This is a genomic window from uncultured Granulicatella sp. (genome assembly GCF_963521425.1).
GTDB lineage: Bacteria > Bacillota > Bacilli > Lactobacillales > Aerococcaceae > Granulicatella.
The window spans coordinates 1-12080 of the sequence record NZ_CAUQUN010000016.1 but is presented as its reverse complement, the minus strand read 5'-3'; the positions used below and the strand labels follow the sequence as shown (position 1 = coordinate 12080).

General features: G+C 30.3%; 13 protein-coding genes, 2 tRNA genes and 2 pseudogenes. 6 read left to right on the top strand and 11 right to left on the bottom strand.

What is annotated here, in order from left to right:
* Window positions 1-7 precede the first annotated feature (7 nt).
* The 9 genes from RWO76_RS05350 to RWO76_RS05310 all read right to left on the bottom strand — a co-directional run bounded on the left by RWO76_RS05350 (window position 8) and on the right by RWO76_RS05310 (window position 7307).
* Window positions 8-346 (bottom strand): YlbF family regulator, encoded by a 339-nt coding sequence (locus RWO76_RS05350; protein ID WP_314354639.1) that lies wholly within the window; start codon window positions 344-346, stop codon window positions 8-10.
* 109 nt (window positions 347-455) lie between these two features.
* On the bottom strand, window positions 456-1040 hold the full coding sequence (gene mreD, locus RWO76_RS05345) for a rod shape-determining protein MreD (protein ID WP_314354638.1): 585 nt from the start codon (window positions 1038-1040) through the stop codon (window positions 456-458).
* Window positions 1040-1888: a rod shape-determining protein MreC gene (gene mreC, locus RWO76_RS05340; RefSeq protein ID WP_314354637.1), complete on the bottom strand. Its 849-nt coding sequence runs from the start codon at window positions 1886-1888 to the stop codon at window positions 1040-1042. Before mreC ends, mreD begins: the two co-directional genes overlap by 1 nt.
* 18 nt (window positions 1889-1906) lie before the next feature.
* Window positions 1907-2914, bottom strand: coding sequence for a rod shape-determining protein (locus tag RWO76_RS05335; RefSeq protein WP_314354636.1), 1008 nt, complete (start codon window positions 2912-2914; stop codon window positions 1907-1909).
* Window positions 2915-3036: 122 nt separating this feature from the next.
* Window positions 3037-3603 (bottom strand): sigma-70 family RNA polymerase sigma factor, encoded by a 567-nt coding sequence (locus RWO76_RS05330; protein WP_314354635.1) that lies wholly within the window; start codon window positions 3601-3603, stop codon window positions 3037-3039.
* Window positions 3604-4148: 545 nt separating this feature from the next.
* The gene (locus tag RWO76_RS05325) at window positions 4149-4802 is read right to left on the bottom strand and encodes an NAD(P)H-dependent oxidoreductase (protein ID WP_314354634.1); all 654 of its coding nucleotides are present in this window, start codon (window positions 4800-4802) and stop codon (window positions 4149-4151) included.
* 72 nt (window positions 4803-4874) lie between these two features.
* Entirely contained in the window at window positions 4875-5558 is a 684-nt protein-coding gene (locus RWO76_RS05320) for a class I SAM-dependent methyltransferase (RefSeq protein ID WP_314354666.1), read from the bottom strand.
* Between the two features lie 23 nt (window positions 5559-5581).
* Window positions 5582-6487, bottom strand: a complete 906-nt coding sequence (locus RWO76_RS05315) for an aminoglycoside phosphotransferase family protein (protein ID WP_314354633.1) — start codon at window positions 6485-6487, stop codon at window positions 5582-5584.
* A gap of 322 nt (window positions 6488-6809) precedes the next feature.
* On the bottom strand, window positions 6810-7307 hold the full coding sequence (locus RWO76_RS05310; RefSeq protein ID WP_314354632.1) for a hypothetical protein: 498 nt from the start codon (window positions 7305-7307) through the stop codon (window positions 6810-6812).
* A gap of 322 nt (window positions 7308-7629) precedes the next feature.
* On the opposite strand from RWO76_RS05310, the gene RWO76_RS05305 reads away from it, so the two are divergent.
* The 6 genes and pseudogenes from RWO76_RS05305 to RWO76_RS05280 all read left to right on the top strand — a co-directional run bounded on the left by RWO76_RS05305 (window position 7630) and on the right by RWO76_RS05280 (window position 11525).
* Complete coding sequence (locus RWO76_RS05305; protein ID WP_314354631.1) at window positions 7630-8472, top strand: endonuclease; 843 nt, start codon at window positions 7630-7632, stop codon at window positions 8470-8472.
* 197 nt (window positions 8473-8669) lie between these two features.
* Window positions 8670-9087, top strand: a pseudogene (locus RWO76_RS05300) (site-specific integrase); the annotation flags it as partial.
* Between the two features lie 133 nt (window positions 9088-9220).
* Window positions 9221-9643, top strand: a complete 423-nt coding sequence (locus tag RWO76_RS05295) for a GTP pyrophosphokinase (protein WP_314354630.1) — start codon at window positions 9221-9223, stop codon at window positions 9641-9643.
* A 339-nt stretch (window positions 9644-9982) separates the two neighbouring features.
* A complete protein-coding gene (relB, locus tag RWO76_RS05290) occupies window positions 9983-10219 on the top strand; it encodes a type II toxin-antitoxin system RelB family antitoxin (protein WP_314354629.1) in 237 nt (78 codons plus the stop codon).
* Window positions 10212-10684: pseudogene (locus tag RWO76_RS05285) on the top strand (metallophosphoesterase); the annotation flags it as partial. The gene relB and the pseudogene RWO76_RS05285, both read left to right, overlap by 8 nt.
* Before the next feature lie 67 nt (window positions 10685-10751).
* Window positions 10752-11525 (top strand): metallophosphoesterase, encoded by a 774-nt coding sequence (locus tag RWO76_RS05280; protein WP_314354628.1) that lies wholly within the window; start codon window positions 10752-10754, stop codon window positions 11523-11525.
* Window positions 11526-11847: 322 nt separating this feature from the next.
* On the opposite strand, the gene RWO76_RS05275 is transcribed toward RWO76_RS05280, so the two are convergent.
* A tRNA-Leu gene (locus tag RWO76_RS05275) sits at window positions 11848-11931 on the bottom strand.
* Window positions 11932-11937: 6 nt separating this feature from the next.
* Window positions 11938-12008: transfer RNA gene (locus RWO76_RS05270), tRNA-Cys, on the bottom strand.
* Window positions 12009-12080 lie beyond the last annotated feature (72 nt).

Here is a 12080-nt window from a genome sequence, read left to right as displayed (position 1 = left end):
AATATTATTATTGATATAATTCTTGTAATGAAGTCGTTAAAATGCGGTTAATATCTTGCATTACCGTATTTAAACGTTGCTCTGCTTGCATTAATGTTTGAATAGTTTCATTCGAACTTGCTTTTTGATATAACTCATTTGCATAAGTCGAATCTTCTTCAGTCAATTCTTCACCATTGACTTGTTTTTGTAAGAATTTCGCATTCATATCACGGAACTCTTCAAATAAAGCTTTTGCTTCTTCAGATTGTTGTACTGCTTCAAAAGCTTCTTTCACTGCAGTAAACTCTTCTGATTGACGAAGTTCACGTTCTAATTGATTCGCTGTATCGTATAAATTGCTCATCATTATACCTCCTTCTTTTCTTTTATTATAGCATAACTTTTATGTTTTCTTCTACTTTTTTCGTACATATGTTCGTACACAAAAAACCGGCTTGATAGCCGGCTTCATTTTAACGATAATGATATGAATTTCCTTGATTTCTACGAGCTGCTCGTAATGAAATCTTTTCATGAGAAATTCCTGATTGTACCCATAATGCTAAATTTTTTAATGGAATATACAATAAGTAATACAATACAATATTTAATATTAAACTAGCACCTAATCGTTGAACTAAAAATTGCTGTACTGTAAGATGCTGAATACCAATAATGCTATAAATAATATAAACACCTGTTTCAGTAATAGTTAATAAAAATATCAATGCTAACCCTAATGTAAAAGGATTAATACTAATCCTCCCTCTAATATGTCCAATTACTCGAACAATGATAGCAAAAATTGCCACATAAACTCCTAATATACCTGAATAGTAACTATCGTACATAAAACCAACTAATATCGCAAACCAAAACATAATTGAATGATCAATGATAAAAGTAAATAATACTAAGGTAATAACAACAATTCTTGGAACTAAGGTAAATCCCGATTCTGTTAAAAATGCTGAAAAGTGGTTCATCATTACTCCATCGATTAAAAAAGAAATAATCATCAATATCGGTAACCAATAAATACGTTTTGAAGTATGCATTATTCAGCCCTACTTTCACTAGTACGTTTCACTACTGTTACATATCGAACATCATTTGTATCAGCAGCCGGTTTAATACGAACTTCTTTGTAAAGTCCAAAACGATCCATCGCTACTTCTTCAACTGTACCAATATATAATGAGCTTGGAGATACGCCTCCTAAACCGGATGTAACAACTTTATCTCCAACTTTAATTTCTTGAGTTGCTTGAATTTGACTCATAATTAAAATATTTTTTTCATAATCATATCCGGTTAATGTTCCATAAATCGATTCTTTTTCTCCTTGAATCATTGCCGCTACACGAACCAATGTATTATCATTATTTGATAATAAAGCTACTCTAGCACTTGTAGGATTCACATCTAATACTTTACCAACTAATCCGTTATCACTCATAACAGACATTTGAGGAGTTAAACCATCATTTGAACCTTTATTAATCGTTACAATATCTCTCCAAGTATCTGGATTTCTTGCAATGACTGTTGCATTAATTAAAGTATAGTCATTTAAAGTATCTTGTAACTTTAAAGCTTCCTTCATTTTTTCATTATCTTTTTTTAAGTCATTTAATTGGACTTCTAATTCATAGATTGTTTCAACTTTTTGTTTTAACGTCTGATTTTCTTGATAAGTATTTGTTAAATTAGAAATACTTTCCATAAAATCATTGACACTATTGGCAGGATACGCAAGCATTCGACCCAAAATATTCGTCACATCATTGACACCTTGCGAAACAATATTACTACCAACAGTGAGTGAAAATGTAATCAGTAATAAAGTTACAATCCCACCTAAAACCCAACCAATTAATTTCTTATTCGAAAATATTGGATTCACTATTCAGTCTCCTTTTCATTATTTTTTCATTAATAATGGATTTCCTAAAATTTTTCCAGTTCCTAAAGCAACACAATCCAAAGGATCATTTGCCACAAAAGCAGGAACTTGCGTGTAATCAGAAATAACTTCTGCTAGATTTCTTAACAATGCACCACCACCGGTTAAGACGATACCATGATCAATCACATCAGATGCAATTTCTGGTGGCGTTTGTTCAAGAACATCTCGTACGGCATCAATAATTTGTGTAATAATTTCACTCATTGCTTCTGCAATTTCCACAGCTTCTACTTCAATAATTCTTGGTAAACCAGAAACCATATCACGTCCACGAACTTGCATACTCCCATATGCAGAAGCTTTTTCTACCGAAGCAGATCCTAATTGGATTTTTAAATCTTCAGCAGTTCTTTCACCAATTAATAAATTATATTTTTTACGAACATGTAATACAATGGCTTCATTTAATTCATCGCCACCGATACGAATAGATTGACTATTTACAATTCCACCCAATGAAATTGTTGCTACATCGGTCGTTCCACCACCAATATCAACAATCATACTACCAGTTGGATCTTGTACAGGTAATCCTGCTCCAACAGCTGCTGCAAATGGTTCTTCAACAACATAAGCTTCTTTAGCACCTGCATATTTTGTAGCATCTAATACTGCTCTTTTTTCAACATCTGTAATTCCGCTGGGTACACAAATCATTACCACCGGTTTAAAGAAAGAACGACCGACAATTGATTGTACAAAATATTTTAACATAGCTGTTGTTGTATTATAATCTGCAATTACACCATCTTTCATTGGTCTAACTGCGACAATATTTTCTGGTGTTCGTCCAATCATATCAAATGCATTTTGACCGACAGCAATAATTTCTTCAGTAACTATATTTTTTGCGACAACTGATGGTTCACGTGTCACAATACCTTCATTTTCATGATAAACAATCGTATTGGCAGTTCCTAAATCAATACCAATATTTTGTGCTCTTAAATTTAATGCAACCACGAACGGTCCTCCTTTTCGTGTCCTATACGACAACTTATATACCTTGTATAGTATATCATACAATAAGCTAATAATAAATATTTGTCATATTGTTATAAATAAAGAAAATTGAATTACATTTATCATTTAAATGAAGTATCATTATGAATCGATTCATAAAAGAGTTTAAATTTTTTATGGCAACGATGAAAGGCACTTTTTATAGCTGAAACAGATTTATTGGATTTTTCTGCTATTTGTTCAAATGTATATCCTCTTGTATAGAAGTAAAAAACTCCTTTTTCAAAAGAAGACAAGGACTGCCAATACTTAGACATTTCTTCTTTTAATAAAAATTCTTCCTCTACACAAACATGACACTTCAAATTTGAAATATCATTTTTACAAATAGCTTTTTCTGGAATAACCCTTTCTCGATGCTCACGTCGAATTAATTGTATAGCATAGTTTTTTAATGAACGTTTGTAATAGGCTAAAAAGGATTTTCCTTTATTAAAATTAAATTTTTTTGCTGTATAGAAGAGTAAAAAACTAGCTTCCTGAATAAAATCTTCCAACTCTACACAATAATAAAAATGGCGATAATACATCACTTGCATTAATGGTTTTATTTTATTCTCTAATAAAACAAAAGCTTCTTCATCTTTACCATTTTGAATTCTCATTACTAATTTTTCAATGCTACACATATTTATCCCCCCTATTTTTATTCATCTTCATTATAAATCAAATAACATAAAACTAAAGATTAATTCATATTTTCTTTAGAAATTTCTCTGTGAAACTCTTATATATATTAATTCATTAAGAATTAATCCGAATTATACAATTTCATTTATTGTTTTCTTTTCTTAGGATTTCATATGCATTGTTAATTAAAATAATTATTACAAAACTATTGAAACTTATAATTTTTTACTACTCATTTGTTGATATTCTAAAAAATGTAACTTTATAAAATTTAAGATTTTATTAAATTTTATAAATCATCTCTCAATCTATTTAATTTCACAAACTTTATATCTCTAAATCTATTTATTAAAGAAAATAAACATACAAAGAGGATAAATACCTTAATTTTACTTTAACTAACGAACCAGAGTTATTTCATTTCGGAAAAAATGCGTATTTTGTATAAATTGTATATAGTCTCTTCTAAAAGGTTTTTAATCAAAAAACTGACTAAAGAAATTAACTATTTCTCCAGTCAGTTTTCAAAATATTTTTTTGTTAACTATTCAATTACCTCATAAATTTCTTCTTTATTCCAGCGAACTTTAGGAGTAATCTCTTGATCACGATATCCAAAACTTGCCATTACAGATACACCAAATTCATTCGTATTTAAAAATCCTTTTTCTTTTAAATAAGATTCTACTTTTTCTCTATTAAATCCTTCAATTGGTAAAGAATCAATCCCTAGAAGTGTTGCTGCAGACATCATATTTGCCATTTGAATATATGTTTGTTTACTAGCCCAGTCAAATAATGTTCTTTCATCATTTAATTCTGCATCTATTTCATGGAAACTCTTTACACGTTGAGCAAATCTTGAAGTAGGATCATACTCACGATTTTTTACTTCTTTCATCAACTTTGCAACATATGGGCTATCATAAGTAACTCCTTTACGAGCAAGGAAAATGACAAAATGACTCGCAGCTTCTAAACTATTTATTCCACCCCAAGTCATTTCTTTCAAATCTTCTTTCATTTGTTCATTTTTTAATAGAAGTATTTTCCAAGGTTCAAACCCAAGGGATGATGGTGCTAAACGTCCTACTTCCACTAATGCATCCCAATCTTCGTCTGAAATTCGACGATTGGGGTCATATTTCTTTACTGCAAAACGTTTGTGTTGTAATTCAATAACTTCATTTCTATTCATGTTAATCCTCCTTTAACTTCTATGAATAAAACTCTACCACACGATATTAGCACTTACAAGAAACTTTAACTTCTATTCCTTCATTAGCCATACATGCTGTAAAAAACTAATATCTTTATAAGGTAACAAATCACATACAGCAAGCTCCATTTCAGTCATCTTCTCTAACCAGTTTTCTTTAGTTTTTACTTCATTCATTTGTAAACTATAGAAAGTACGAATCGCTTGATACTTCTCCAATTTCATTTTTGACATTCCTAATAATTCATCAATGGTATATGTTGTGCCAGATTTAAAAGATACACTTTTAAATTCATTTCCTTTTAATAAATCTAATGCTTGATCTACATCATTAGAAAATACCACTGCTTGCATAATTTTACCAACCTGATTATGTTTAATAATAGATAACTTCCCATCTCTTTTTAATACTCGTTTAAATTCAGAAAGATATTTTTCTCGATTATTTTCTTCAATATACTCCAGTACATTGTGACACAAAACGATATCAAAAGATTCCGATTCAAATTTTTCAACTTGATCTAAGCTGCCTAAAATTTTCTCATAAGTATGATTGGAATAAGCAAACAACATTTCTTCCTGTGGTTCAATTGCTACCACTTCATTATTTTCATCTAAAAATTGGCTTACTAAACCAAATCCGGAACCAAAATCTAAAATTTTCTTATTTTTTATATGAGCTAATTGAGCAAAAGTAATTTCATATTGAATCTTCCCCCAAGGTTGCTCTAACATTTGTTTATATTGTTGAATATCCACTATAAATTACCATCCTTTTTAAAATTAACTCTTTTATAAAATTTTGGAATCACACGCTCAAAATCATCAAACCAATCTAACACTACTTTTGCCCTTTCAAGCATTAGTGGCAACTGATTATTTCCATAATTTACTGCCCAAGGAATAGAACCTACAACATCACAAGACATATAATAGGCCATTAATTTCCAAAATTTTTCAGGAATTTTCTCTTCATCAAAATAGCCATTAATCAATCCTGTAGCAAACTCCTCTGATAATTGAGCATTCCAAATCATGCGATTAAACTCTTCAATAGGATCTCCAATTTCTAAAGAGCCCAAATCAATTATAATAAGTTCTTTTGTTTCCAAGTCAATCATCATATTTCCAACATGAAAATCACCATGACATAGTGAAATAGGTCTTTCATGTAATAAATACTGATGCGCTTGTATATAATTAATAAATTTTTCAATTTTTGTAAATTCTTGATTTAACTTTTTAAAAGATTCTATCTTTCTCATTGATTTCTGTAAATAAAACTCATACCAGTTCAATGATTGTTCTTCAATAGAAATCGAATGAATCTTCTTTAAAAATAAACCTGCTTGAATTCCATATTGATACAGTTCTTTATCCGTTAATTGAGTCACATATTCTCGAAAATCAACACCATCAATCCATTCATATAAACTAAGAATTGAATTATTTTCAAACTTTATTTCTAATAAATTTGGAAATTTCATTTCTTTTTCTAAGTATGAAATATATTTCAATTCTAAATCCTTTTTCTTAGCAAATGATAGAGGAGAAATTTTTAAAAAGTAATTCTTATCAGCTTTAACTTTGTACTTAATTTCTTCAGAATATCCTTTTGAAATTAAGTCCTTTGGATATTTTTCAAGTTGATCTAGTATTGTCATTGTTTACCTCTTTAAATTCATATTTATATAAAATCTTATCCACTTTTGCACATCAAATTTTTCTATATAAAAAACTAGAAATGCGATTTTACCAACATTTCTAGTTTAAACTTAGTACCGGATTGTGGAGTTTGGTACTTAGAAAAATAAATTCACAGAGAATCTATAAAACCAATGATTCACGGAGTTATCTTCAATAGTTTTTAAAATCTGCTATTGCTCTTTTTTAATTGCTTCAAAGCATCTTCCTCAGTAACTTCATAATTAATCGGATTGCACTACACCATTTTATACTCCTCACATGTTTCTTATTACTAGTTTATTAATTTTCAGTTGGAAAGTCTCCTATATTTATATCATTGCAAACTCTATCTTTTTCCAAAGGTGGGAACCAACTTTTTAGCTCATAATATTTATTCATATAGCAATCAAAGAGAAAATCAACATCAATAGAAGCATAGGTATAGTTTTTAGTATTGGCCAATCTACTAAAATAATTCATTTCTTTATATAGGTTGCTCATTCTTCTTTCGGCAACTTCTTTGAATTTCATTTCTTTTTTACTAATTTGACAATTAAAAAACTCTGTTGGAAATTCAAATTCTGAAATTAATTCTTCAGATAATTTTTCAGGATTTTGAAATATTTCTTGTATCTCAGCACCCTTCTGAAGATACGCACTAAACAAATATTCAATCCATTCGTCTTTATACTCATAATTGTGACTCGATAAATTAGCAATAAGATCTGTGGTCCATAGTACACGTGACATTCTTTGCGAGCTTAATTTCTTCCACCGTTCTCTACGTTCATTATTCATACTTGTCTCCTAGTTATTAAATAAGATTTTATTCTATTTTATATTAAAAACCTTAATAAATAAAGAGAAAATATTCCAAACGCACCTTAAAAGGATTTTTTTTATTTACTCCTTGACTTTCGGATATAAAACGATATAATAATAATAAATAAATGCTTTAAAAAGGTTTTTTATTCTAAAGATATAGAAAATCAAATCTAACTGAAATGAAAAAGGAGGTAATTCTCATAACACAGAAAAATAAGAAGCATTAAAATAAATTCTTTGTAATGAAGAGGTATTCGATGGCTATGATGCCTAATTCGTGAAGGAGGAGCGAAAAATGCAAAAAGGTAAAGATAATGCAACAGTAAAAATACAGGAGGATAACAAGGATAAATTAATACATTTACAAAAAAAGAAGCGAGGGAGAGAGGAGGAAATCTCCTCCTCTCGCCAATTTACTATTATAGAAAGGTTGATATCTATGAAAAATTTAACGATACTATCTGCTAATCTTGATTTTATGGGGGCACGAAACAACTATAAACGTTCCTGTGAGAAAATTACTAATTTTTTAGTATCCAATAACCCCACATTTATAGCTCTACAAGAAATAGGAACGTGCAGTAAAAATGATATGCTGCAAGATAAAGACTTATTAGAAGAACTGGAATTACACGGATATAAAGTTATTCCTCATAGAAACAGTAAAAATCCTGTTAATTCTAGATTATTTTACAAAAATTCTGAAATCACTTTCATCAAAAAACTACCTTTGTTATATACAGAATTCAAAAATCGTCAAAGTGGCGGCTTGTTTAGGGTTAATAACCAAACCATTGCTATTTATTCCTTACATTTTCCGCTCTATGAAAGATATCCCCATGAGAAAAAAGAAATGTGGGATAATTCTATTCAATTTGCTTCTCAAGCAGGAAAATGGTATGACCATGTTATTTTAGCTGGGGACATGAATGAGAGTTTAATCAACAGAACTACTTTGTCTGATAAGATAATCGAAATGGAGAAATACATGGTAAACGCTAGCTTAGAATTGCCGACTTGGAAAACTAGAAAGCTTGACCACATCTTTATAACTCCGAACACAAAAATTGAAAACTACTCGACACTTGATAATCAATTTAGCGATCATAAAGCTTTACAACTAACTTTTTCTATTTAATGACAATACTAAAACTGAAAGCATTAGCAGAACGTAGAAGTAAATATTTTATCACTAGAAAAAACTTGAAATTGCACTGTGAACGATTTGAGCTCTCTTAGTCCTGCCACTTCTAATCACTAGATACGGTAGAGCCTCTCCTCTTATCAGTGTTATTCTTCTCTTAGTATTGGGGATATTGCTTACCGACCTCATCGTTTAAAACTGAAGAATATAATATCAAGTTACTCTTTACTGTTCTATTCTTTCCAAAACTGTAACTTGGTGACACACTCGCACTAACATAGAAAAACATAGAGTTTTCAAGTAATACAATTTATACCACAAAATCTATCTATGTTAATAAAAGTGTAAGTCATATAAGTACAACCAATACTAAAGTAAGAACAAGTATAATTTCCATCAATAAAAAATTATAAACGTGATGATATGATAAAAAAGATATGCATATACGATATTAGTCACTTTCACCCTTTCCTGCTGATAAACCATGGAGAAGATTATCTAGTAAAAAGATTAGAACATACTTCTATAAAGACTACGATTGATACCTACTCACACTTAAATCCAAGTAAGAAGAAAGATTTTGCTGTTAAGTTAGATGATTTAATATAAAATAAATATAATACTTAGATTGGAAAACAAATAAATTCTTAACATCCCTTTTTTCTAATTAATATTTTGAGTTTCAGAAATATATTGGCTTCGTTGAAGAAATATACGATGAAAATCTACAGGAGGTAGAGATATGAAAAAACAAATTGAGCTTGCATATCAAATCGCAAAAAACGCACACGAAGGGCAAATAGATAAAGCAGGAGTTGATTACATTAAACATCCAGAAACTGTCGCTAACTTTGTTACTACAGACGAAGAAAAAATAGTAGCTTATTTACATGATGTCATCGAAGATACAAGGATCACTCTAAAAGAACTAAAAACATATGGTTTTTCTGAAGCTATTCTCGAAGCAATTGATATTATCACTAAGAAAAAAGGGCAAACTTACCAAAACTACCTAGAATTAGTTAAAACCAACGAACTTGCTCGTATTGTGAAGTTAGCAGATTTACGGCATAATTCTGACTTAAGTCGATTAAAAGAAATTAATCCTATAGATATTAAAAGAAGAGAAAAATATCTTTCTGCTATCAAATTCTTAAGCACTTAAACCATACTAGGTGTTCCACTTGTTATATTATTTCTTCAAAAATAAAATATTAGTAATTTTTAGTAACTAATCTCCAAATTTTTTAATTAGAACACAAAGAGACAAAGTTTTAGTTAGCGTCAGAACTCTCTTAACGTGAAATAAATACATGAACAAGAAAGCTTAGATTGGAAAATTGAATCGTCAAAAGTTGAAAGATTCCTTTGAAGAATTTACCCCACTTTGTAAAGGTGTATCCAGACAATTTTTTCCTAAATAACTATAAATTTAAGGGTTTTATTGTGAAACTCTTAGACAAAAAGTATTCTGTATAAAAAATAACTATTAGGAGACTGTTATATGAATAATGTAGATACTACACTAATTTCTGTGCGACTTAGTCAGGAATTAAATTCTTTATTAAATGCTATTGTTGAAGAAAATAATATAACAAAGAATGACTTTATTAGACAAGCTATTGTAGAGAAAATTGAAGATATATATGATAGTAAGCTCGCTGATGAAGCTTATAAAAAATGGGTTGAAGGTGGCAAAAAAACTTTCTCACATGAAGAGATGATGAAGCGCCATGGGTAAAATATACGCTATATCTGATATTCATGGATACTTAGATGAGTTCATAAACGCTCTCAGTAAAATAGATCTATCTGATAAAAATAATCGTCTAATTCTAATCGGAGACTATATTGACAATGGAATTCACTCTTTTCAAGTGATTTCCAAAATAATTGAACTGGAGGAATTTTATCCTCATCAAATTATTACTCTTTTAGGAAATCATGAAGAATGGTTTTATGATTGGTTGATTTTAGAGAACCCTACTGCTTCTGCATTTCCAGAAACAATAAAGAGTTTCTTCTCTCAAGAGGAATTGAACTATATATTAAAATCGAATCCTAAAAACTTTGAAACAGGAGTTAGAAATGAAATAAAAAATAATATCAAGTTCATCCCATTCATAAACTGGTTTTAAAAAAATATAAAGATAAACGATATTATGAAACTGATACTCAAATCTTTGTTCATGCTGGTATTGATGAAGGATTATGAAAACGAACGAAAAATTGTAAAATTGACAATACTATCTATAAAATATAAGAGGTGTTTTATGAAGACATTACTTATTGGAGATTTACATCTGAAAGCACAATTAATACTTCCTCTAGCGGATAAAATCATTAAAAAGCATAGTGTTAAAAGGATTATCTTATTAGGAGACTATGTAGATTTACACGGTCAAAATCAAAATATTCAGTTATATGCTAAAGATCTTACTTATCTATTCTCATGGAAAAAGAAACACGAACAAAATGGGCTTGAAGTTATTAACCTAGTAGGTAATCATGATATTTATTATTTACTAGGACAACCTGCTCCTTTTTCTGTTAAAAACCTCGAACTCTTTTTTGCAGTTCAAAATCTATTAGAAAGTTTAAACTTGCAGATAGCTTATCAACTAGATGATTATTTAATAAGCCACGCAGGGTATAATTTTCTATTTGACCCTGTCCCATGGCATTTCGAGCCTATTACAGAGGCACATGAGAAAAAACTAGAAATTTTCGCTTATGCAGTCGGTCCTATGCGTGGTGGAGGAGACTTAGCAGGCTCACCTTTATGGGCGGATTTTAGAGAAATTGAACTAGCAGTTAATGAAAACTATCCTAAACAGATTGTTGGGCATACTCCTCAAAATTCCATTGATATTTCTAAAAATGTCATAGGAATAGATACATTTTCCCTATATCTTGATAAGAGAAATGAGTATCAATTTATTGGAAATGGAGACCTCCTAGTCTATGAAAAGGGAAATTTTGAAGTTATATCAACTAGCTGGACTTCAGCAGAAACATTAAAACAACTACCTAAGCCACTAACTTAATAACTAATTATAACCATGTACCTAATAAAAACTATCTTCAAGTAGTCGGTAAAGTTGGAGTGATTTAGCGGAGCAAACTTAGAATTACGACTCTTTAATTTGTAGCACAACTTCATGTATAGTAATCATAGGGTTTTCATCTCCTCTTAAATAGTTTGGACGCTTTTAATATAAGGGATAAAGCCCATTTTTATACACTAAAATAGGGTTGGTGAATTTTCTCCATCAACCCTATAAATTATAGAACCAGACTTTGCACCTCTGGAAGTGTATGTTAAAAAGCAAAAAAAGACAAAGCTCAAAAGCTTTGTCTTTTCTGTTATACCGGCGGCCGGGGTCGAACCGGCACGCCCTCGCGGGCACTGGATTTTGAGTCCAGCGCGTCTGCCAATTCCGCCACGCCGGCGTATAAAGGCGGTAAACGGATTTGAACCGATGATAAAGGTTTTGCAGACCTCTGCCTTACCACTTGGCTATACCGCCATTTCTATATAAAAAAAACTGGGGTAGCTGGATTCGAACCAACGAATGACGGAGTCAAAGTCCGTTGCCTTA

Coding starts and splice junctions, on each gene's coding strand:
- RWO76_RS05305 (WP_314354631.1), top strand. CDS start 7,630: ATGCAAAAAGGTAAAGATAATGCAACAGTAAAAATACAGGAGGATAAC.
- mreD (WP_314354638.1), bottom strand. CDS start 1,040: ATGCATACTTCAAAACGTATTTATTGGTTACCGATATTGATGATTATT.
- RWO76_RS05295 (WP_314354630.1), top strand. CDS start 9,221: ATGAAAAAACAAATTGAGCTTGCATATCAAATCGCAAAAAACGCACAC.
- RWO76_RS05320 (WP_314354666.1), bottom strand. CDS start 5,558: ATGTTAGAGCAACCTTGGGGGAAGATTCAATATGAAATTACTTTTGCT.
- RWO76_RS05315 (WP_314354633.1), bottom strand. CDS start 6,487: ATGACAATACTAGATCAACTTGAAAAATATCCAAAGGACTTAATTTCA.
- RWO76_RS05310 (WP_314354632.1), bottom strand. CDS start 7,307: ATGAATAATGAACGTAGAGAACGGTGGAAGAAATTAAGCTCGCAAAGA.
- relB (WP_314354629.1), top strand. CDS start 9,983: ATGAATAATGTAGATACTACACTAATTTCTGTGCGACTTAGTCAGGAA.
- RWO76_RS05330 (WP_314354635.1), bottom strand. CDS start 3,603: ATGTGTAGCATTGAAAAATTAGTAATGAGAATTCAAAATGGTAAAGAT.
- RWO76_RS05325 (WP_314354634.1), bottom strand. CDS start 4,802: ATGAATAGAAATGAAGTTATTGAATTACAACACAAACGTTTTGCAGTA.
- RWO76_RS05350 (WP_314354639.1), bottom strand. CDS start 346: ATGAGCAATTTATACGATACAGCGAATCAATTAGAACGTGAACTTCGT.
- RWO76_RS05280 (WP_314354628.1), top strand. CDS start 10,752: ATGAAGACATTACTTATTGGAGATTTACATCTGAAAGCACAATTAATA.